Source organism: Methylocystis sp. H62, from assembly GCF_015709515.1.
Classification (GTDB): domain Bacteria; phylum Pseudomonadota; class Alphaproteobacteria; order Rhizobiales; family Beijerinckiaceae; genus Methylocystis.
On the sequence record NZ_JADNQZ010000038.1, the window covers coordinates 1 to 21648 of the forward strand.

At 58.7% G+C, this 21648-nt stretch carries 17 protein-coding genes and 1 pseudogene; 1 reads left to right on the top strand and 17 read right to left on the bottom strand.

Annotated features, from left to right (window positions below):
• Positions 1-5: 5 nt before the first annotated feature.
• The 10 genes from IYY11_RS02490 to IYY11_RS02535 form a co-directional block, all read right to left on the bottom strand.
• The gene (locus IYY11_RS02490; RefSeq protein WP_196402308.1) at positions 6-428 is read right to left on the bottom strand and encodes a transposase; all 423 of its coding nucleotides are present in this window, start codon (positions 426-428) and stop codon (positions 6-8) included.
• Between the two features lie 510 nt (positions 429-938).
• Positions 939-2783, bottom strand: a complete 1845-nt coding sequence (locus tag IYY11_RS02495; protein ID WP_196402599.1) for a vanadium-dependent haloperoxidase — start codon at positions 2781-2783, stop codon at positions 939-941.
• 492 nt (positions 2784-3275) lie between these two features.
• The gene (locus IYY11_RS02500) at positions 3276-4493 is read right to left on the bottom strand and encodes a caspase family protein (protein ID WP_196402600.1); all 1218 of its coding nucleotides are present in this window, start codon (positions 4491-4493) and stop codon (positions 3276-3278) included.
• A 37-nt stretch (positions 4494-4530) separates the two neighbouring features.
• A complete protein-coding gene (gene legP, locus IYY11_RS02505) occupies positions 4531-5340 on the bottom strand; it encodes a Dot/Icm T4SS effector Zinc-dependent metalloprotease LegP (RefSeq protein WP_196402601.1) in 810 nt (269 codons plus the stop codon).
• Positions 5341-5379: 39 nt separating this feature from the next.
• A complete protein-coding gene (locus tag IYY11_RS02510) occupies positions 5380-5718 on the bottom strand; it encodes a hypothetical protein (RefSeq protein ID WP_196402602.1) in 339 nt (112 codons plus the stop codon).
• The gene (locus tag IYY11_RS02515) at positions 5715-6983 is read right to left on the bottom strand and encodes a hypothetical protein (RefSeq protein WP_196402603.1); all 1269 of its coding nucleotides are present in this window, start codon (positions 6981-6983) and stop codon (positions 5715-5717) included. The genes IYY11_RS02510 and IYY11_RS02515 overlap by 4 nt, the downstream gene beginning before the upstream one ends.
• A complete protein-coding gene (locus tag IYY11_RS02520; protein ID WP_196402604.1) occupies positions 6983-8101 on the bottom strand; it encodes a hypothetical protein in 1119 nt (372 codons plus the stop codon). Before IYY11_RS02520 ends, IYY11_RS02515 begins: the two co-directional genes overlap by 1 nt.
• A 4-nt stretch (positions 8102-8105) precedes the next feature.
• The gene (locus IYY11_RS02525; protein WP_196402605.1) at positions 8106-9752 is read right to left on the bottom strand and encodes a hypothetical protein; all 1647 of its coding nucleotides are present in this window, start codon (positions 9750-9752) and stop codon (positions 8106-8108) included.
• A 35-nt stretch (positions 9753-9787) separates the two neighbouring features.
• Positions 9788-11203, bottom strand: coding sequence for a YCF48-related protein (locus IYY11_RS02530; RefSeq protein WP_196402606.1), 1416 nt, complete (start codon positions 11201-11203; stop codon positions 9788-9790).
• On the bottom strand, positions 11200-11529 hold the full coding sequence (locus tag IYY11_RS02535; protein WP_196402607.1) for a DM13 domain-containing protein: 330 nt from the start codon (positions 11527-11529) through the stop codon (positions 11200-11202). The genes IYY11_RS02530 and IYY11_RS02535 overlap by 4 nt, the downstream gene beginning before the upstream one ends.
• A gap of 1402 nt (positions 11530-12931) precedes the next feature.
• On the opposite strand from IYY11_RS02535, the pseudogene IYY11_RS02540 reads away from it, so the two are divergent.
• Positions 12932-13213: pseudogene (locus IYY11_RS02540) on the top strand (IS481 family transposase); the annotation flags it as partial.
• Between the two features lie 25 nt (positions 13214-13238).
• On the opposite strand, the gene IYY11_RS22705 reads toward IYY11_RS02540, so the two are convergent.
• The 7 genes from IYY11_RS22705 to IYY11_RS02570 form a co-directional block, all read right to left on the bottom strand.
• Complete coding sequence (locus IYY11_RS22705) at positions 13239-13559, bottom strand: hypothetical protein (RefSeq protein ID WP_246719579.1); 321 nt, start codon at positions 13557-13559, stop codon at positions 13239-13241.
• 148 nt (positions 13560-13707) lie between these two features.
• Positions 13708-14694 carry a transposase DNA-binding-containing protein gene (locus IYY11_RS02545; protein ID WP_246719580.1) on the bottom strand — a complete coding sequence of 329 codons (987 nt, stop codon included), beginning with the start codon at positions 14692-14694 and terminating at the stop codon, positions 13708-13710.
• A 192-nt stretch (positions 14695-14886) separates the two neighbouring features.
• Positions 14887-15096 (bottom strand): transposase, encoded by a 210-nt coding sequence (locus IYY11_RS23615; RefSeq protein WP_409455212.1) that lies wholly within the window; start codon positions 15094-15096, stop codon positions 14887-14889.
• 32 nt (positions 15097-15128) lie between these two features.
• Positions 15129-16226 carry a hypothetical protein gene (locus tag IYY11_RS02555; RefSeq protein WP_196402609.1) on the bottom strand — a complete coding sequence of 366 codons (1098 nt, stop codon included), beginning with the start codon at positions 16224-16226 and terminating at the stop codon, positions 15129-15131.
• A gap of 438 nt (positions 16227-16664) precedes the next feature.
• A complete protein-coding gene (locus tag IYY11_RS02560) occupies positions 16665-18734 on the bottom strand; it encodes a ferritin-like domain-containing protein (RefSeq protein ID WP_196402610.1) in 2070 nt (689 codons plus the stop codon).
• Positions 18727-20073: a radical SAM/SPASM domain-containing protein gene (locus IYY11_RS02565; RefSeq protein WP_246719582.1), complete on the bottom strand. Its 1347-nt coding sequence runs from the start codon at positions 20071-20073 to the stop codon at positions 18727-18729. The genes IYY11_RS02560 and IYY11_RS02565 overlap by 8 nt, the downstream gene beginning before the upstream one ends.
• Positions 20073-21548 (bottom strand): hypothetical protein, encoded by a 1476-nt coding sequence (locus tag IYY11_RS02570; protein ID WP_196402612.1) that lies wholly within the window; start codon positions 21546-21548, stop codon positions 20073-20075. The genes IYY11_RS02565 and IYY11_RS02570 overlap by 1 nt, the downstream gene beginning before the upstream one ends.
• Between the last annotated feature and the right edge of the window lie 100 nt (positions 21549-21648).

A 21648-nucleotide genomic window follows, 5' to 3' on the forward strand; every position in this document is an offset into this window, starting at 1 on the left:
CCCGATCATGACGCGGCGCGCGCCGCGCGGAAAATCCGCGCCAGATGCGCCTCGCCCACGTCTCGTCCCACACGGATCAAGATGTCGCCAATCGCCACCTCGACGATATCGGCGTGCGGCGTTCGTTGTAGATCATCGTCGACGGTTAGCTGAACGAACGCAGGCGACGCGACATCTTCTTTCGGCGCGGCCAAAAGACCACGCCGAAAGCGCCGGCGCCAATCGTAGATCTGCCAGCGCGTCGCTCCGTATCGGCGAGCGATATCGGCCACGATGGCGTCCGGCGTCAAACTCTCGGCGGCGATCCGAGCTTTCTCCGCCTCAGAGCGTCGCCGACGGCCCGTGGGGCCGGCAACCACCTCAATCCGTCCCGCGTAGCCTTCCTTAGAGACGCCCATTTGGGCGTCCATTTTGACGTCTCTGGTCATACAGCCACCCTAAAAAGCAGAGGCTTCTTCGCATGATCAGAAAATTTTCGGCAGAAGGGGGGCGGCTAAGCGCTTACAAATCTCCGAGCCCTTTGAAAACGTAAAGAGCCTTTTCAACTTCCGGCATCGTGCAAGATATCAGCGGACCAAATGGGGGATATCAGTGGAGCGCTTCCCGGTGGCGTCTAGCCTGGCGGCGCGAGTCGATCGCGACCCCGCGTTGGCGTCGCCGCACGTCTTGGTGAGAGCGTCGACCCCCTTCACGATTTCGCTCTTGGAATGGACACCGAGGACGGTATCATCCCCTGCGGACCACGCGCCGGATGCTTACCCGGAAAGTCCAGTCGCCATCACCGCCGTCATTGGCAAGCTCGTCGTAGTTGCGAACGCCCTCTTGCGCGATAACCATCCCGGAGCCGAAGGCACCCCTCGCATAACGGATACTAGTAGCGACAGAAGGCGGCTTCGAGTTACAAGCGAGCCTAGCTCGAAGCCTTTCCCAGGTCCTACTTAGAGAAAGCTGGTAGGTATCACGCGTTCTACGCCGTCGACAAAGATGCGCCCGCCCTCAATGAGCACTTTTTTTGGCTGGCCGTCAGCTCGGCGCTGGAAAGTTCGAAATGCAAAGAACGGCCTTTCATTTGCGTCATTTGTAATACCCGCTAGTATCTCAGCAGCGAGCGCTTCGCCCAGCATAAGACTGCGCGTGTTGTCGGTGCGCCAGTGGACTCCACCCATTGATCTGCCCATCGCCACGTTCTGCGCAAGCTTATTCAGCTCTCCTTCTATAGTAAGCTTCTTCGCAGAATCCTTGTACGGAATACGATTATCCACCTTTTCAGCTGACGAGCAGGTTTCGATCGGACTGGTCGACAGATCGGTACAATGCGCAGCAATCGGGTTTGGCGGATCGAACGGTTCGTGACGCTCAACCAGCTGGCTGAACGGTATGATATGATCAATGCCCATTGTATCTGTCGTGAAAGTCTCAAAGTAGGCTTTGAGTATTGTTACACAACTGCCTGCAACCGTAGCATGGCCCGCTCCGTAGGCAGGGTGAGTTGGGCTCCCTGGCGTATACGCCATTGGCAGGAGAAGCGTTTTATTTTTTGCATTCCAGTATTTGGCGATCTTTGTCGTCGATACCCAATCAGGCAGGCCGTAGGCTCGTTTCTTAACCGGACCGCTCCCCACCTTCACGCCATTGAATTGTACATGCGCCAATCCGCCATAAGATTCGGGTCGAAGGCGCAGGTGCTGCTGCCACTTTTGCTGCCAGACAACCTTCAGCGCTCTAGTGGCAACTTCGGACACCAGAGCGAGCAGGTGCGGACCGCCGAGTACGCCGAAACCGGCTTCTCGGCTTGACAACGCGCCCTGAACAACACCATTTCCTAAATCGTGATAGGGGTTTCCCGGCGACCATTTGGCTCCGCCGGAAAGCAAGATCAGCGCGGCGTTAAAGTAGGCCTGATGCAGAGCATCCTTGTTAACGAAGCGAGCGAGATCGCGCAGCGTGGCGATGAAACGTTCGGGGCTATCAAACCGCGTTATGCCGTCTTCGTTGGCCTTACTATAAGACTGACCGGCCGCATCCATGCCGCTGTCTTGCGCAGCGAGCCAATCAGGGAATTCGGTTAGGTAGTTGACTCCTTTCTTGTATGGACGTTGGCGCTGATCAATCGTCTGAGTCCCAAAAGACGCCGGCCGCAAAAAGAATTGACTGACCATAGGCCCAACATCATCTCCGGGAAAACCAAGGCGAAATAGGGTTTGCGCGGAAAAATCTGTAAAGCTCGAACTAGAGCCGGGTAGATCGATCCCTAGCAGAAAATGGTCGGTAGAGCCGTCCTCGCCTTTTGGTATTGGCGCGCTGTTTCCCGAACCGAGCGCGGTCTTTATTGACTTGTTTATCTCTTTAACTGCCTCTCCCACCGTAAGCGTCGAGTTGGACTCAATTGTCGTCGCATCCGTAACACCACACCAATCGACATCGCGAAGCGCAGCCATCCAATATAGTTCAGTCATTTCCGCAGCGATGGTATTCGAATTCACACGCGGCGCGGGCGGCATGACGTAGAGGGCGGGGCTATGTGTCAAGCGATCGGTTGACAATCCCGCCTGCGGATTGGTCAGCTGCGTCGCAGGCTTCGTTGGCAAACGAGGTGCGCCCAGAGGTATTTGGGCAAAACCGCCGCCATTACCTCGTGTCGCCGAAACCAGTTCGGCAAACGCGTCTCTGTCGACTTCTCCAAACTTATTGTGGGGCAGGGTCTTGTGAAAGCTGCCTACGCCGACGACGGCGTCGCCATCGACTTGCCAAACGCGATTAGTATCACCGTTAGTATTACTCATGAGCAACCTCCATAATGCTCTAAGCAAACCCCTCAGGCTGCGGTCACTTGTCCTTTCGCTTGGGATCGACGAAAAAGACAGGCGCAGTGTACCGCAAAAAATTCGGAGTATTAGAGACGCAAAGTCACAAACCGGAAATTGTTAGCTCCGGTGCTTTGTGCGCAAGTCTGGCGCCGTCTGACCCTTATGACAAATGGTATTTTCTATCGACAACTGTCCGCAGCGCAAGCGAGGATCTGGAACGACCGGATAGGAACATTTCTTCGGCTCCCTGAGGGCTGGGGACTGAAGATGCATATATGTAGTGGGCATATCGGGCACTGGGCTCGGGGAGCGTCCGCTCGGATGGAGGCGACAAAAGCCGACTCCCTTGTTGATGTGACATCATTCCGTTATGGGGGCGGCATTATCCCGTTATACCCGGGCGCCTTCGTCGGAGTCGGCATCATTCACTCGTGCAAGGAAAAGGGTGGTGGCCGAGTATCGTGACTACTACACCCCGGGCGACGGGCGCAATCTGACGCTCATTCTCGAGCGGTGCTCGTCCGCAGCTGGAAGCCAAATTGAGCGGAATGTCCCGAGCCCAGGATGTTTCGCTTCGATGCGATAGGCGTCAAGGCGCATGCTGAGTTTGAACGGATGCGCCGGTCGGGGCTGGTTGTTGGTTGACCAAACTACTAGGTCGTTCAATGCGGTCCGAATCTCAATAGCAGTAGCATCTGAACCGTGATCGGGAACAATGCTCACCTCGGTTTCGATCTGCGGCGCATCTGGCAAATAGTGCAATGTCGGATCGCCAACAAGGCCTTGCAGGTTTGCAATCCTCTGCGGTGGGCCGTTGGTCCGGCGAGCCAACAGATACTTCAATACCTTATGCAGAAAGCGGGCGTTGACGGGCCATTGCGGATCGCCGTTCTCGTCCTCGATAGAAGCGTCACAGGCCTTACCGAGCGCTTCCAGCAGGGCGCTCGTGAAAATCGAGATCTGGCCAGTGGCACCGAATGCTTGCTCACCTGGAATCGTGCTGAAGAATACCGGCGCATCGCGCGTGTCCTCATCGGGGAGAACACTTGAGAATGCCGAGATACCCTGAAACGACCGCAACCCGGCGAGCTGCTCCGGTTTCTCTCTGCACGCGTCGACAAAATAGATCTGCTCACGTGCCATGTCCCTAAAATCCTCCCCCCCCCCTTGCAGCAGATGCGGCGCCATGCCCTCGAAGATATTGCTGAAGCGTACGCAAGAATTTTCGAGCGCGGAATTGGGATCGCCGAAATCCTGCAGGAGCAACACGGCGTCCTGGTCATGAACTTGAACGCCGTGACCACAGAAATAGAAAATGGCCTGTGAGTCGACGTTGTCGCCGCACAACCGTCGCCATTGCCTCGCTTCGCGAACGAAGTCGTTCGTCGTCGCACCGACAAAGTTCGCCATGTCGGGGGTCGCGGCCAACTCACTCGGCGATGGCGCAAGAAGTAGGTGACACGTAGCGAGCGGCCGACGGAGCCGGCCATCACTGGCTCGCACCCACTCGTAGAACTTGTAGGCGCTGGTCGCCGGCGACGTGAGTTTGCGAAGATTGAAGGTTGCCGGTCTCGCTGGATCGTTGTCGCCTGGGAGATGATTGTAGTCGCTTATGCCGACGATGAATGCGTGCACGCCCGCAATGCCGGCAAGGTTGTCAAGATTATTGACCGCAAGATTTGGCATCACCCGTGCCCCACGCACTGACCCGAAGCCTTCTAGCTCAAAGGCCGTACATCGCATGAACCGCCGCGACATCGCCATCGCTCAATCTGATCCGCTGGCCAACGTCCTCGTTGTTCCTCGGCGATATAGTTTCAAGGCCGTTCTTTGAGAAGGCGTTGCGTGGGTAGTGCATGATCGAGCCATAGTCGTAGTCGTTGAGGTCGTCACCGTCGGCAATGTGCTGATCGAAGTTGTGAGCCATGCCGTCGATGATGTTTTCGAAGTGGACGGTGACGAAACCGTCGCGGTCCTCGCGGCTCTGCTCATGCCAAAGCCCGACAGCATGGCCGATCTCATGGATGCAATTGCCAGTGCTACAGCCGCTGCCCAGCCATACGAACTGCTCGCCACCCTGCCGCCCGACCTGCGCCGCACAGCCGACATCCGGGACGAATGAGATGAAATCCGGGAACTCGGTAGCATTGAGAGCCGTGCGCTCGACGAACTTCAGCTTTGTCCGCTCCGTCCAATGCGCAATGGCATCGCGCACGCGCTCTTTCGACGGCAGGTCGTTGCGAATGCGATAGGGCACGACCCCGTCCTTCCATCGGAAGAACTGGCCGCTGATTCCCACGCCGAACGCCTCGAACTCCTGGCTCTCCGCGAGGCCGGGGTTCTCGTGGATTAGCTTTCCAAGAACGGTCATCTCGGCGGCTGTCCCGAGCACGATACAGCCCTCGCACCGGGCGAAGCCGTCAATCTCGACATACTTGACCTGGATGAGCTTCTTTTCGACGCCGCGTATCCAGCCATCCTTTACGGCAGTGGACGAGCGCATGCCATCGACATCTTCGATAATGTTTGTCATTGTTTTCTCTCCTCTACAATAGTTGTGCCGTTCTCCGCTTCAACTCACGAGTCGAAGGCGAAGCCGAATCGGCTCCGCTTGCCCCGGCCGCCATGGGCAAGATTCGACCGTTACCAGGTCGCCGCGGGTCACGCTCCCGTCGGCATCAAGATCGAGATGCGCCGCGAGACCGTATCGTGCGCGCTCTGGAAGTACGTCGTCGATTTCAATGCCGAAACTGATCTCGGAGATCGGGGCATCACTGTCGGCCGGTATGGCCACACCGGCCAACGTCGTTGAGGGTGCGTCGATACGGTCAACTTTGAGCAGGCTGACGCGGAGCACGCCGCCCTGGCATATCGTCGGACGTTCGAAAATTGCCGTACCTTCGATCGTCATGGTCGGTCGAGCTCCGGATCGATGACTGTCGTCAGTACCTCGCCAAGCTTCAGGCGCGAGAGCACGTTGGCGGATACGGCCTTGAGCCACGCCTCCATCTCTTCACTGGCTCGTTTGCTTGGTAGCTCATGTTGGATGTAAAGCCGAATTCGCGTTTCAGCGTAGGAAAGACCGACGAAGAAGGTTGGCAGCCCGACCCGGATCATCTTGTGAAAGTAATCCGCTGCCTTCTGATGATTGGCGAGACGCGCCTGCGTCTCGCCATGGATCGCGTAGCCATCCGGCAGCCATGGCGCCACCCGGGTGAGGTTCTCCGACCAAGCCTCCAGGGGCGAATACCGATTGAGCGAAAGGAGGCCATACCCGCCGATAGCGGCCCCAATTGGGTCGGATCGCTTCGAGTACAGCAGCTCCGTGAAATTGCTCTCCGGTTGCGCGTCAGCATAGGCCGCAATGTGCGCGTACGATTGCTGTGCCATGTAACTCAGCAGAGTATTGGCCCGACCGTTCTCAAGAATCGGGATGATCCGCAGCTGAGGCTCATTCGCAACTACGAGATCTACATCCCACGTGACTGCCGCCGGAACGGCGACCGCGAGCCTTTGCACCGTGCCCTCAGGTCTGGAGCGCTCAAAAAGCGCAAACCGACCTTCGCGGTCTTCTCCAGGGATCGTCACAGATGCGAGGCCTTCGCCTTTGTCTGACAGCTTCCAATGCCGATCGGAACGCCTGAACTCGCCCACGGTCGAGGCGATGACTTCCTCGGCCCTGATCTCTCGCATTGCCGCTGGCAAATCGCCGTCCGAGAGCCTTGGTTCGGAGGTGCGAAACTCATGGTACTGGCGTGCGAACTCGGCCGTCACATCCTCGAGGGACGTGGAGCTAATTTCCCGGCGAAAGACAGGGCGAATATCTGGCCTTGGCCCCATGCCAGACTCTTCTATGGGGTCGCGCACGGCCTCGTCGGCGGGAACAGCGTCGCTCGGCTGTAGGGTGATGGTTTGCGTACTGGAGGTGATCTCGATCTGCTCAACATGGGTTGACCCGTCCGGCAGTTCGATGGCAGCGAGATACTGGCCGGGGGCGATCTGCAGCGGCCGGCCGGTAAGACCCGTCGCCGCAATCCCGTTCGAGAGCGTACGCACACCGACGGGCAGCTCCACGGCCGATCCCTGGCCTCGGAGTGACGAGGGGAGAAGCTCGATCTGAACACTGACCCGGGCGGCTGGATGCACCGCTTCGGATCCACCATTGGTTTCCATCATCACCTGTGTCTCTGAAAGGCACCGATTCGGGCCATGCCAGTGCTGAATGCCTCGACGGCGGCATCGAAAGATGGCTGCTGTGGCCGGCGCTTCCGGCACGCTGTCATTGGCGCGGCGTTGGCAGTGCCAAAGCCGCTGGCAACCGCCGTCAATTTCATTTTGATATGATCGGCGACCTGCCCGCCAAATTCTATTTTTCTGCCGCTTATCGTGATGTCCCCGACCGTGTACCCGAGCTCAGCCGGCACCCTGAGGGTCACCCGCACAGGCTTCGCCTCTGTGCCGCGCACGATGTTCCAGAATCCGGCGGGGTTGGTGCCGTCTGGCGTCTGCCAGCTTTGTGTGTTCAGGCCAGCAAAGTAGATTCCGACCGGATTCGCGAGTGTCAGGAACGCGCGACGACGAGAGAACGCGTTCGTGGCGGCGCCGATGTGCGGATCGCTATGACGCTGGGGATCACCATAACCACCGCAAAGGATCAGCTCCTGCTCCCCCGTCAACTCGCGGCCGTCGATAACGCGGCGCACGCTGGCCCCGCCGGCCAGCTCGATTTCTGCACCCAAAGTATTGTTGACCTGTATCAGATGCATGGCGCTGCCTTCGGTCGAATTGTTCCAACGATTTCGAGGATTGTAAACGCCATCGGGGGTAAAGATATCCGAATGCTTTACATTCTCGGAGACGTGCTGCCGGTAGAGGTCCACGACTTTGTGCGGAACAGTCGACGCAAGAAAGTTCCAGTACTCCGGCCCCTCGCAAGTGAAGGTGATGCTCGTTATCTTGCCGCTTGGCTCGCGCTCGACAGCCCACTCGCAGTACTCGTCCTGGACGTCGCGACTGGCATCTGCTCGCCGCCAGCGCTGAACATCGCTTATCGATGAGATCTCGAGATTGCGCGGAAATCCAGTCCAGTCGATATCCGCTTCCACGGCGTCGGCTGCAAGTTCGGTCGCCGCGCCGTTGACGAACTGCTCGCGCGGACCATCGAACTCAAACTGAGCTGGCCTCCCCTCGCGCGCACGATCCATGTTGAATGATATAAATTCGTGCCAGGCATTCCTGCCTTGGTCATCCAAGTCATCGACAAAACCAGGCGGATCAAAGCGAACGAGCGTCATTGGACTATACTCCTGCGTACGGATCGCGTGCAACGACAGAACCATCGGGAAGCATGATGAGGTCGGGTTCGCTTGCCGGGATGTTGCTCGACGGCAAAGAGAGATCGAATTCAGCAATCGGCCGATCGCGAAATGCGCGGCGGCGCGCATCGAGCAGTTTGAAATAGTCGTCGACGCCAGCGGCAGTGTCGATGCGCGCCTGCACGCAGCGCAGATAGGCAGTGAGACGCTGCGAGAAAGTAGATCTCCAATCATCGAGTTCCAGATCTGCAAGTAGCAATCGGGCGGCCGAACCTGGCTCCTCGAACGGTGCCGCCTCGCGCATTGCACTTAGCATGATCATCTCGATCGGGTAGTTGACGTAATGCGTAAGGTCGACCACGTCAGGCACAAACCGCATGAGCGCGGCACGCATGGGCGAACTGGTGGGATTGGAAAAGTCGATCATCAACAGCGCCGCCGCGAACTTGCGCGATATCAATTCACGCTGGATCAGCTCCCGGAGCACGACGGTGTCTTCGAAGGCGCGACCCGGTACTGCAAACGGGAACGGCAGGTCGCCGTCCTGTGCAAACCCTTGTGTCGAGTCGCGAAGAGTAATTGAGTATCGTAGCAGCGCCTCGCGATAGCGGCCGGCCGAAATGTAAACAACTCCGGAATCCGGCACGACATCGAGCTCACCGAACAGAGCTTCCCGATCGAGAAGAAAGTCCATTGGGATCGCGAAGCGGTCTTCGTCCCCCTTGACCGAGAGCAGTTCAGGGGATGAATAGATGTTGACGGTTGTTGTAGTGAGGACCTGCCGCATCGCCGCTTGGACGTGCTTCAGTTCACGCGCGTCGGACAGCATGCCGTCGAATCGCCGCCTCGTCCATCGTTCTACCGCAGGGACGATCACGCCGCGCTCGAGCGACTCAGCACCGACGATGGAGCGCAAAAGTGGCGCATGCGAAATCGGATTGCCGGGATTGAACACCTCGAGTGAGATGGATTGGCTCATGGAATGCCAGTGTAGCCAGGGAAGCCTCAGCTCCTTCATCACCAGCGCGCCGTTGACGTGGCTGTCGAACGGTCCGCGCCCTCGCGTTGGCTCACTCAGCGCATGCCATGAGTTGCCGGCCCAGAACCAACGGCCATGACGGCGCTCATAGAAGTTGAATATTCCGTTGGCCTGATCCCAACCCGCGACCTGCAGAAATACGGCGTCGCCCTCGCCGTCGAAAGGGTAGGTGGTGCTGACGAGAAGACGCGCATCGCCGCCGCGTGAACGAACGACGACTACACGTAGTCCACGATCAAGGGCCTTGGTCTGCTCCGACCATGCTATCTGACCGCCCTCCGCAACGACGAAGACTTGCTGTTCTGGGAGCGAGTCTTCGCCGGTTGCCTGATTGACTGCGGACAGCAACCCGTTGAGTGAGAGTGGCGGCGATGCCTGCGACAAAACGGCGAGTGCGAACGGATCGAGCAACGCGCTCAGGTCCTCGTTGCTCAGTAGCCGGCCGGTTGGCTCAGGGTCCAGGCCCAGTACCAACCTCCGCGCGCCCTCCTCCAAGGCAATCGTCGGACTGGCCTCAATTGCATCGGAATCGAGTTGGGGCCCCGAGCGCCGGTAAGGGTAGCGACGGGTCGGGAAACGCGACTTTGCCACATACAGCTCCGTCTCTGACTGTTATAGCTCCAAGGTCACTGCCGCCTGACGATCAGGTAACTTTCTGAACGGTTATCGAAGGTTACTCGAAGCAGATACGCCCCAGCGGGCGTCGTCTGACCGCGCTCGTCGTCGAAGTCCCACACCAGCGTGCGCGCGCCGTGCTCCGTCATGCGCTCGTCAGCAAGGAGCGTGACGAACGCTCCGGATCGGTCCCAGATCCGGGCCGAAAAACGTTCCGTGCTTACAGGGACCTGGACCGGGATCTCGACTTTGTCCCATCCAACAAGCGTCCGTTCTGCGGCATCGGCAGCCGCGCGCATGCGAGCTGCCTCCTCCAGCGGCTCATCGGTGTACTTGTAGACGGTGTCGCCCGAGGCATAGACGACCCGCGTCGGCGTGCCCACGAGCCGAAACCGGTTGAGGCGAAACCCTACTTCGTTGGCCTCGGACCAGTTCTCTCCGCCATCGGTAGTCAAGCTCGTGAAGCCGCCTCGGTACGCAAGGTCACCCCATCCGCCCACCCAACCTCGCCGGCTGTCCAAGAACCCGACGCCCTCCAGATTGGAGTTGCGCTGTTTGTCGTTGAGCCGCAACCGTTTCCACGTTTCTCCGCCATCGTCAGAGCGAAGGATAGCGCCGTCGCGATAATTTTGGTTCGATACGACGATTGTCTGATCGTCGATCACCTGGATCTTCCAACACCATTCGCCCTGCGGAAATATCCCCCGGCGCTCATGCACATACTGGGGTCCGGCCGTTTTGTTTACCCAGGTCTTGCCCCCGTCGATCGTCCTGAAGATGGCCGGAACGAGGTCACCCCTCTCCGCCCGCCGATTGGGGTGCTTGACCGTGTTGACGCCACCGACCACCCATCCCTCGCTGTCGCTCTTGAAGTAGATGTCGACGAGGGTGGCGGCATGCTCATCCATGTCGATCTGGATCCAAGACTCGCCCCCGTTTGTTGTTTTCAGGATTGCCGCCTGGTTAGTCTGATCATTTGTACCGGCAACGTAGACGGTCGATGCATTTACGACACAGAGGCCACAAATCCAGATCGGCGCACCCGCTGGCAGGTTCTCTACATTGCGCCAAGTCTCGCCGCCGTCTTGCGTGCTGATGAGACGCATGTTCGGGTTGAACGTTCCGACCCACCCAATCTTCTCGTCGGCAAAGCCGATGCAGCGAAGGTAAGTCTCTTCGAAATGCGCCTGAGTAACCCAGCTCTTGCCGCCATCCGACGTCTTGATGATGTTGCCATTGCTGTTGACGGCCCATCCGACCAGTTCGTTGTGGAACCAAATATCGTCGGTGCGTCTGCTCGCCACCGGTGCGTTCGTCGGCCGCCACTTGTATCCCTCGAATCCGTCTTCCATGGTTCTTGCCTTCTTCTCGGAAAAACCGAAATTCGAGCCCGCCTCGCTGGTCGGCGGCGGGCACAGTGCCGTCACACCCGCTCGATGGCTCCCGTTCCGAGCAGCACATCTGCCGCGCGGCACCACAAGATGACGGTGTCGAAATCAGCAATCCGGATCGACGCGGGGATCGTCGCTCTCTGTGCGCCCGTTTCGTGCTCCAGCTTCGCAAACAGGGTGTCACGATCGAACTCGTCCTTCCGTCCGAACGCCCACCACGGGGCGGGAGCCCCGTCGAAGAAGAAATTGCTTGATACTTCGAGCAGCGCTTCCTTCGATCCTTGCCTGATCATGAATCCGCCGGACATCGTGTGACCAGAGGCGCCGACGAACGAACCACGGCCGACAATCTCTTCATCCATCTCAATTCCCTCCGTCTCGATGCGAACAGCAACAATCTCATTTAGTTTGCACGCTACGTTCCTTCTTCATGCCGTTGATTGGCTTCGAAGCACCTTCGATAAAACGTGCGAAATGTTGTGATCTCCTACGTAGGCCAGCTACCGGTGCACGGCATCGTGCCGCCCTACAGCCGGCTCAGAATGAGACCGCGTTTGCCTTTGAATCGTCGCAGCTGTGCATATCGAACCACCCGATCACTGAGTCGCGATCGAACGCTAGGAAGAGGTTTCGGACGTCGACTTCGAAATTCGGTGCGCCGATGGTAGGTGGTCGTGTTGAAGGCATGGCCGATACCGCGGCATGCCGAAGGCGCCTCCCTCCGGCTTTACACTCCGATGGACGACCCGTGACCTCCGCATTGCTTAGGACGATTTCAGTCAACGGGTAGGCTCCATTCGCGAGAAATCTGGTCGGCCGCTTTGTTTTGCTACAAAATTGCTATGCTTTGTGATGTCAAACTCTCGAACTCTACTTAGGATGACCTGCCATCCCGATCGCTCGCCGATCCAACGGTCTCCTCGTGAAGCCCGGCAAGTGCAAGCCGTGTAACAGATAGCCGAGCAGTAGGCGACATCGGAGATTGAACAGGTTCACCCATGCGCGCGGGCGCTCTGCCCGAAGGCGGCCTTCGTCGAGATAACTCGCCGTTGAGGGGTCAAGCGAGTAAGCGGCGAAGAGATACCGTACCATTAGCGACTGCTCGATTTGCACCGCAGCGATGAGCAAGAAAACGGCCTGGTCGCGGGATCAAGCGTGACCTCGCTCATCGATCCTCTTGTTGGAGACGATGCGTCCCACGGTATAGGTGATCGCTCGACGGGATCTCGTCGCTTAAAAAACCTTCTATTGAATGCCGGTTGGTAGCGCATGGGATTCCAAAGAATAAAGGTTAACTCCATTTGCCTTGCTCTAATCCGAGCTGAAGCGGCAGTCGGATAATGAAACTGTCCTTGTGTGAAGTCCTGATCTCGCAAATTCGGAAGAGCTATAGCGTTTTGCAGTTAGCGGTCATTCGCTTCCGTTGACTGCGCTCACCTCGTGCTCGCGATTAAAGGGCGAGAGCGTTGACTGCATCTTGGACTGATTTAGCTGCCGTTCTGCGGCTGACCATAATCATCTCCTAAACAATTGACGCAGTCGATTTCCCAAACTGACAACGTCCAAGGCCTCAATCGGGCCACTTTACTTTCGATCTGCCTCAATTCGAAAAATTTTCTTAAAATCTTCCTTCACGACCAATCTGTCAAGGTCCTAGTTTTACCTGTCGCAAAAGCAGGGAAACGCCGCAACCCAAATCCCTGATCAACGCCGGCCTCCGCTGAAGCGGCGTTGGCCAACGTCAAATGGCAGGTCAGTTGGCGCGAAGAGGAGGCGATCAGTGTCGCCTTGCGCCGTCACACGCTGCTACCCCTGGACGACTGCCTTCACGCGCTACAAGCGACGATCCCGCGCCTGACGCGATCGTCCTTGCACCGTTGCCTTCAGCGCCACGGCATCTCACGGTTGCCGAACGTCGAGCGCGAGGTCTCCGCCAAGCGGAAGTTCAAGACCTACCCGATTGGCTATTTCCATATCGACATCGCCGAAGTCCGCACGGTCGAAGGGAAGCTCTACATGTTTGTGGTGATCGACTGGACCTCTAAATGTAGCCATTCGGCACCGCTTTCAATTACCCACATCTGCGTGTTGAACCGATAGCGATGCCGAAAGCGATATCTTGCAATTTGGTCAGGCCACGCCAGACAACCATGTTCCCTGGGGGAGGATCGCGCGTGCGAGCGAGATAGCCGCCGAGCATGGCGATCTGTAACAAGTAGGTTGCGACCGTTCGGCGCATGATGCGCGGTCTGGAGCGCGCCGCATCGATGCGGTCGAGTGTTTCAATCTCGGCGGGCGTGAGGACAGTCTCGGGTTTCGCGAGGGGTTGAGCCCGCGCAGACATGGTGATCCAAAAGATGCGCCAGCTGACGACTGTGATGAGGGCGAGCAACTTCACCAGCCGTTCGGCAGTCTGCAACTTCGCATCTTCGGCGCGGCAACCAGTTTCATGACCTTGTGGAACACCTCGATTTTCCAGCGCATTGCATACCAGTCGAGCTTTTCGACGGCGGCAGCGAGATCGTCGACAGGCAAATTGGTCAGGAGCCTCCAGTCGATCGGGTCGCGATCCGAAGGCGGATCGACTTCCAGGCTTCCAGGGCGTGAATGTAGAAAAGGGTTTGTGGCGCGTATCGCTTTTGTTTGCCGATGGGCGGCAATGTCTTCACCGAGGCAAATTTGATCTGCAAAAGGGCAGTTTCGTCATCGCCGCCAATCGCGACCTGGTGACGACCAGACCACGGGATCGCAGCGAGTTGGGAAAAGACACGATGGGCCGCATCCGTCGGCGCAGCTTCTGTCGGTGGCTCGGCCAGCCGGTTGGTCTGAACGCGCACGAGGAACCGCGTTCCGAGATCCTGTGCAAGGCAGAAGAGTTCGTAAATGTCACTTTCCCGATCGCCGACGTGCACGCAGCGCTCGGGCGAACCCATAAGCGCGATGGATTGGCGCAGATTCTCAAGCCAGCGATAGCTTTCCTTCGTCTCTATCGGTACGCGCGTTTGGTTCACGAGGCGCTTGATCGCGGCCGTTCCTTTGAACTTGCTGCGTGTCCAGAACTTCACCGCCGCCAAGCCGAGCGGCGTCCCGCTGGTAGTGACGGCTAGACTCGAATGCATCAAAACGCCGCATAATGTCCGCGCATTGGGTTGGCCGGCTTTGTAGCGCCCGGCGTTGATGGTCTTCGTGAAGCCAATTTTGCCAGGCGACTCGCGGCTATAAATGAATTCGGTCGTGTCCTGCAGAATCAGGATTGGACCTTCATTAACCTTGGATCGCGCCGCGGTCGCGGCGAAGTGTCCCGACAACTCGCCATGCTCGGTGACGCGGGGTTTATCGAAAAGTCGATAGGCCGCCTTCGTCGCAGCCCAATCGCCACATGCCGCAGGAACCGGCTTACCAGGAGCGGCTGAAAGTTGCTCCAACAACCGTCGCAAACGACGTTGCAGACGTTTATCCGGAATACTCGCCGCGGCCATCTCGGCATCTTGCCAGCCGGCCTGACCGGTCTTTGATCCAACCTGCATCCATGACGCCCCAGTGATTCGGCGTCACGGACAGAATCACGCCCGATTCAGATCGGGCAAGCCCCTCCGGAGATGTGGGTAATTGAAAGCCTCCCCGGAGGGATACCTTCAGTTCGACCTCGATGACGCCACACACGGCGTCTTGTGCCGGTGTCTCCCGCGACATCGTCGCCGCCGGCGCGGCCTCGATGATCACCGGTGAAAATCCGCACGCATCGATGCGCTGATCCCTCGCGCCGCGCGCCGCCACTTGCAGACGAGGCTCGTGCAAATATCCTCGCGGCGCGCAACATCGGCGACAACAGCACCGGGTTCAGAAATCGCCGCCAAAATCCGCGACCGGTCTTCCTCGCTCCACCGCCGGTGTCGTTCGCCGCCCGTGATCAATGTCATCCGACCCATGCCGTGCAGCTTGCCTCGCTCATAAAGCCGACTTAGCTGCGCAGCTTCGCGTCTCCGCCCGATTCAGGATTTTGGGAAGATTTCTGCGATGACCCTTTTTGCGATTCAGACCGGCCATTCGGATGGCTTGCGACAAGATTTCTTCCGCAGAGAGTGAAGCGTAACGCCGCCGGACGAATGAGCGGCACAACCAGACCGATCGCCTGACGCATCATTTCGATTTCGCCGCGCCAGATCGAAGCATGCCGGCACCGCGCATAATGGTCGATCGTCTGCTTGACATGCCGAACGAACAGCAGCGCCTGACGCGCCACGAAATGCTCGAGAGCGTGCGGCGTCAGTCCAGCGCCGATACAAGCCTGAGCTAAGAGCGCGCTGCGAACGGCGTTGCCCACGCCATCGCCGCGCAAGGGATCCATAGCAACCGTGGCATCCCCGATCCGCAGGCGTCCTTCGCCAATCGGATACGTAAAGTTCGGCTGGCAGCCCACGACGCACTCAACAGCAGCGTCGGCGCCGAAAATCCGATGCGTCGCGTGGTTGAGATCCTCCGCTTGGTCGCGGCATTGTCGCTCGCCTGGCCGCACGAGCATTACCGCCGCGTCGCCATGAGGCGACGGCGACGCGAACAGCCAGCCAACGGAAGTGCTTGCGATTGAGATCGCATCGCGATCGAAAAGTCGGGCTTCGTCCATCCTTCCGACAACAGCTTGCCGCGCGCCAGCGATTACGGTTTCTGTTTCGGAAGCGCTGCGTCCCCGCGCGATCACCACGAATTCGTTGGCTCCTTGCGACGGAGCCGCTTTCACACCGCGCGGCAGTTCGTCGAACAAGGCAGCGGCAAGATCCCGTGGATCGAAGACCGTCGTCGTGGCGTCAAGCGATTCAAATGTCTCAGTCTCCCAGGCGACGCGTCGCCTCGCCAATCGTCGACCAAAGTTGAGTGTCAACTCCGGAAGGAGCCATATCTCTTGGAGCAATGTCAGGCTATCCTGCGGGACGGCGACGATCATCGGATGTGGCGTCGCGCGCTTTTCCGCCCGCAACGATACGCGCATACCCCGCTGAAAAAGCAGCGACGCAGCGGTTAGCCCTGCGACGCCGCATCCATCAATGGCGATCTGCCTCATGTCGCTTCTGCTTTCGCAGCCGCAATGAATTCGCGCGTCATTGCTTCCGAGCGCCTTTCATCTTTACGCGAGATCCTCACGTCACAAGCGCTCGATGTACCGAAACTGAGGTTTTCTTTCGCAAATAACCATGCTGTCGTAACGGCCACCTTACTCTGACTCTGTACGCGGGCATTACAACTTTGTCAGGCGACTCAGTGCCGGATCTGCCAACCCTTTGATCGCGCGGAGTACGAAGCGGTACGATCGACCGGTGGGATGAGCCCTGGATATCTTCGAGTATCTGGCTGGTATCCCAAGACAGGAGAATCGTCCTTCGCCGCTTCTTGCCATTCCCGATCAAGCGAACAAACCAGCGACCATCCGCTAACATCTTTACGGACGTCAAGCCAATAGCTCCGTCGCCACGGACATCCACGCGCTGTCCGCGTCGGTGGATCATTGTTCAGCGGCACGGATGGCTTTGGCGAACGCTGCACGCACGCGTGTCATCGCTTCTACCGAACGGCTTGCGCGCGCTTGAAGTTGAATATCCGCCGAGGTGACATCAACTGTGTTCAATTCGTCTAGCGGCCTGGTCGCATTGGCGATCACGGTATCGATGTCCAGCATCTCGTCCAGAGCGGTACGTTCGACATGGAGGCCACCCCCCATTACGACGCTCGGTTTCGCTGTGAACCGACCCAGGTTCACCTCGGTTGACATGCTTGGAGGGGTGAACAGCGGTGCTCCGCCCGCGGTGATGAGATTCTCGATCTCAACATCAAGGCTGTCGACCATGGCGATCCGCGTCGCCTCGAGAAGCTGGCCATGCTCTGCATCGCCCCGGCCGAAGACGATCATGAGGAGATTTAGGATAACTTCATAGCTGCGATCGACACGCAGCTCGAAGCCTTTTCCAGTGTCTGCCGGCTGCAATGGCATTGGATTGCTGGCCAGCCGGAGATAGCGGACATCTGGCGGAGAGGGCAGCAACTGGCGTACACGCTGGAAGCGGTGGAAGTGATCATAGCCCTCGTCGATGATCAACTTCGTGAGATGCAAGACGCGATCCTTAATCGCTTGCGAAATCTCCGTACTCTTCTCAATGCTCAGATACAGTCGGGTGTACATGCCGTCGACCGTATCTGACTGTACATCGGGGTCGACAGCGCGGCTATTCTGTTCGACCAGGATGAACCAATCGATTTGCGCCTGTGTGGCGGCGGTGAGGGCGAAGGTGTGTGGCAAGTATCGCCCGTTGCCGTTCGTATCCTTGGTCTCTGTCGCACGGCTGACCACTGGCATCCCGCCCAAAAGCACAAGGATCTCATTGACCCAGCGGAAATGGCGCATCTCATCGATAGCGACGCTCAAAATGGTGTTGGCCGCCTCGAACAGCCGCAGCGGCTCTGTGTCCGTGGGCAAGGGGCGCTGTCTCGGGGCGTTGATCGAGTAGAAGGCATAGAGATACTCGACCATCAGCGCGTGCTCAATGCCGGCGAGATACATAAGGCGGTCCACGATTGTGGCGCGGTCTGGGAACAGCTCACTTTCAGGTAGCGTCTCGGCCGGACGGTCGACGAACCGGTCCGTCTCGGTGTCATCGATGACCACGGGCAACTTCTCCCACCCGGTAATCAGCTCTGCGTGGTTCATTCGCCTGGGCACACGCTCGGCCGACGGTGTCATCGTGGCGCCGGCTGGATCCCCGGTGCTCCAAAGACCTTGTGCAACCACCGGCGGATGCGTCGGCGGCTCGGGCGCAATCTCGCCGGTGCGCACACGCTGGAAGTTGTAGATCTGCGGTCCGTCGGGCGTGACGGACACCATGTCAGGCTTGTTTGACGCCCAGTACCAGCAACCGCAGTCGGTGAAATCGTACTGCCAGGGCGAGCAGAGGCTCCGCGTCAAGTCTCCGGGCTCATAGCGTTCAGGGTCGATGACGCCGTTCTTTAGGTAGTCCGCACGCTGACCCCATATCACGACTATAGGGGCTGCGCCGGGCACTGGTATCGCGGCTGTCTGCCCAGCGGTCAGCGTCTGGATGATGCGGCTCTGCTGGTCGAGCGTCAGCTGCGGGCGGTCCGGGCCGAGCACCACGGCGGCCGGTCCGGGCTCGAACTCGCGAATGAATTGCCAGATCGAACTGCCGCCTGCGCCTTGATTGGCCATGGTGCCGATTGCCCACCGGATCGTCATCCGCGGAGTTCCTGGCTCGTCCAGCTGAGGAATGTTGCCGACCACCGCCCAAACCTTGAGCCCTGCATCGAAATCGGCTTGCGAGAAAGGGAAGCCGCGCGTGCGATCATAATCGCGCAGCCAGCCACCGGACGCGGCGTGCAGCTCCAAGAGAAGGCCGTCTAGGAATCTCTTCTCAAGATTGCGGTGATCGAACTCCAGGCCTGGAAAAGTGTTTTCCACCGTAGCATCAGGGCGGGTAGTGACTGGATTGCCGCGTACCAAAACGTCCGCCCTGGCAGTCTGGTTCAGCGGCATAATCTTGCGGGACTTGAGGTCGTTAGGCATGCGACTCTCCCCGGGGTTTAGAAATCAAGTTGCTGAAGTATGCTGGAGCAGCCTGACTGATCTCTGCGTAGGCTGAGAGGCAGAACTCTAACCAGCCACGGACATAGTCGCAGCCGATGCGACCGCGGCGGGAGACCTCATGGTAGCAACCGCCGCCGCATAGGTAACGAGCCCAGCACGAACGGCAGGGCTCCTGCCTGTCGACATGGCTGCGTTCCAAATGGGCCGCGCGCGCGGCGCTGTCTGCTCCGCTCGCGATATCACCGAACTGGAAGCCCGCATCATCGACCAGCCGATGACAGCCATAGAGCCCACCATTCGATCCGACGCTCAGATATCCGGCACCAGCTCCGCACGGATAAGGCATGTGAGCGCCGCGGTGCAATTGTAGCATCGCAGTGTGAAAATTGGAGAAGGCCCAGATCTCACCGGCTAGTGCACGTCGCTTCGCCTCAGCGCCGCATGCAATCATCTCGGCGAGAAATTGCTCCAAATCGGTAGCTTCGAAGGCTGGCGTTCCAGGCGGCGCCGCTATGACCGGCGCAAAACCAGCCTCGTCGACATCGAAAGACAATAGGTGCTCCAGGAGTTCTGGCAAGCTTCCCGTGAAGGGTGTGACCGTGCAACGCAACGACAGGTGTTTCGGCCGCCGCCTCGACATCGTCAGGCTGGACAGTCCAGCTACAACGGCATCGTAGGCGCTGCCTCGACCGGAAGCTATCTGTCGCTGAAGATCGTTACTCGCTCGGTCCCCGTCCAAAGATACGGCGACAGCAAACGGAAATGCCGACAACAGCGCCGCATCTTGGTCGGTCAAAAGTGTAGCATTCGTGGTGATCGAAAAGCGCATCCGGTGGCCAGCCGCGGCAGCGGTCTCAGCGGCATATCTTGTTGCCCAGTGCACGAGCTTTCGATTGACAAACGGCTCGCCTCCCATGAAACCCACAAGTAGATCGCTCGCGGGTGGCGAGTCGGCAATAAGGCCATCAATTGCCTTTCGGGCAATATCCTCCGGCATCGTTCGCGCCTTGCCGCCGAAGCGGCCTTCGTCAGCATAGCAATAGCTGCAAGAGAGATTACACGCTTGCGCAACGTTTAGAGACAGGCATTTAACCGGCGGGGGAGCGATCGTCTCGTCGCCGATATATCGGTTTGCGCCGAAGCCAATGAGGTCGCCGAGCTCGGGAGGAATCTCGCGCCGAGAGAGAGAGCACATCAATGATGCAGCCAGTTCCTCATCCAGATTGAAGATGCGGCTGCCATCGGCAAGGAACAGGTGCGCGCCCCGGCCGCTCCTGAAGACACGCGCCTCCGCAGTGATATCGACCGGTGTGTGCATCAAACCACCCCCTGCTGGCGCAACCCTTCCACCCAACGCTGCAGCATTTCGTATTGCCGCCGTGTGATATTCATCGGCCCACCATGTGAGCCGCGCATGAGTGGCGGCATCCGACGGTCAAACCTCTGGTTTTCGTCGAGCGGGGTACGTATCCAAGCGCTTATCAACTGTGGATCCTCGCGAAGCCGATCGCGCAGGTACTCGAGCGCGGTGTAGCGGCGGTGCTTACGTTGCCCCAGGGAAGATACGGGTAGCGCATCAGCGCGGTGCGCCGTCGGTGCATTTTCGTCTCGGGTTGGCCAGATCGTATTGATCGGCAGTTCGTCGCGTTCCCCGGTCGAACGCGGCAGGCGGTCAGATGGCTGCTGATCAGTTCTGTGGAGCCGATCGAGTTCGGCATCCTTGTTCATTGCGTCCGAGGTCTCGAGCGCGCGCTCGAACAGATCGCGCACAAGGTCGTCGAGCTCGGCTAGATCGACATTGCGTACACCGGCTCGGTCTACGCGGTCGGCAAGCCCGTCCTGGATCGACGTCAGGTGCCGACGATCTGGCGCGAAATCTGGTGGGCCGACGGCAATACGGGACACTGCGGTCAAACCGGAGACCGTGCACTCGATGATACCATCGGAGACATCATCGACGAGACCCAGGCTGATGTTGGATTGCGGAAACTGGGCATGAATACCGCTAGGAGTCTTCCGACCGTCCTGCGGTATGAAGGGCGGACCAATCGGCTCCTGGAATCGGTAGTTCGGCCACCGCGCTCCCGGGTTCAGTATCAACCGGCCGGGCAAGTCGAAACCTGTCCACTCGCCGGGCGTGGGATGCTCTTGAATGCGCTGCAGAAGGTTACTTGGTCCATAGACCAGCCCCTCGGGAGCGTAGAACCTCAGGCGCAACTCCGGTAACTCATCAATCGGTCGGGCCACCTGAACTGCACCAATGGGTATAGATGCACCTTCTCTGAGTAGGCGCTGTTCCTCGGGGCCATGCGGAGCGCCCAGTGCCAACGGAACCCGCGAGTGTGTGTCGCCGCGGATCTCCTCGAAGCATTCGAGTTTGTCGCCCTCGCTTAACGTGAACTGATAGGCCTTGAGATTGGCGAGGCGCACCCGCCACGTCACGGTGGATAGATCAATCCCCAACGCTGCAAGAAGGCCTTTGGTGATCGGACCGGAGTCTGACTGGCCATCAATGGTCCAACGACCGTGTAATTCGAAATAGGGGCACACAGGCCGGAAGTGCCACGTGCCATTGTTGTCACGATCCTTGAAAACTACCTCACCAGTCGCGGGCTTCACACTTGGGTTGGCATTGGCATCCAACTCGAGCGAGTCGAGCGCCCGAAGCGTCGTCTTGCCAGTACCTCCCGGACCTCGGTCCGTCGGCCCCCATTCAAAATTGTCGCAAATCGTCGGACTCGATCCTAGCCGCGCGACGGCCAGCGGGGGACAAAGCCAAATCTCTTCAATCATCCAAAGCTCCTTGCGAGTAAATGACACGCAGAGCGATAAACATCCTCAACTTAAGCAGCCATTGATAGCACCGGCTGCAATAAAGGTCTATGTACGCGGC

Coding starts and splice junctions, on each gene's coding strand:
- IYY11_RS02490 (WP_196402308.1), bottom strand. CDS start 428: ATGACCAGAGACGTCAAAATGGACGCCCAAATGGGCGTCTCTAAGGAA.
- IYY11_RS02495 (WP_196402599.1), bottom strand. CDS start 2,783: ATGAGTAATACTAACGGTGATACTAATCGCGTTTGGCAAGTCGATGGC.
- IYY11_RS02500 (WP_196402600.1), bottom strand. CDS start 4,493: ATGCCAAATCTTGCGGTCAATAATCTTGACAACCTTGCCGGCATTGCG.
- legP (WP_196402601.1), bottom strand. CDS start 5,340: ATGACAAACATTATCGAAGATGTCGATGGCATGCGCTCGTCCACTGCC.
- IYY11_RS02510 (WP_196402602.1), bottom strand. CDS start 5,718: ATGACGATCGAAGGTACGGCAATTTTCGAACGTCCGACGATATGCCAG.
- IYY11_RS02515 (WP_196402603.1), bottom strand. CDS start 6,983: ATGATGGAAACCAATGGTGGATCCGAAGCGGTGCATCCAGCCGCCCGG.
- IYY11_RS02520 (WP_196402604.1), bottom strand. CDS start 8,101: ATGACGCTCGTTCGCTTTGATCCGCCTGGTTTTGTCGATGACTTGGAT.
- IYY11_RS02535 (WP_196402607.1), bottom strand. CDS start 11,529: ATGGATGAAGAGATTGTCGGCCGTGGTTCGTTCGTCGGCGCCTCTGGT.
- IYY11_RS02545 (WP_246719580.1), bottom strand. CDS start 14,694: ATGCAGGTTGGATCAAAGACCGGTCAGGCCGGCTGGCAAGATGCCGAG.
- IYY11_RS23615 (WP_409455212.1), bottom strand. CDS start 15,096: ATGGGTCGGATGACATTGATCACGGGCGGCGAACGACACCGGCGGTGG.
- IYY11_RS02555 (WP_196402609.1), bottom strand. CDS start 16,226: ATGAGGCAGATCGCCATTGATGGATGCGGCGTCGCAGGGCTAACCGCT.
- IYY11_RS02560 (WP_196402610.1), bottom strand. CDS start 18,734: ATGCCTAACGACCTCAAGTCCCGCAAGATTATGCCGCTGAACCAGACT.
- IYY11_RS02565 (WP_246719582.1), bottom strand. CDS start 20,073: ATGCACACACCGGTCGATATCACTGCGGAGGCGCGTGTCTTCAGGAGC.
- IYY11_RS02570 (WP_196402612.1), bottom strand. CDS start 21,548: ATGATTGAAGAGATTTGGCTTTGTCCCCCGCTGGCCGTCGCGCGGCTA.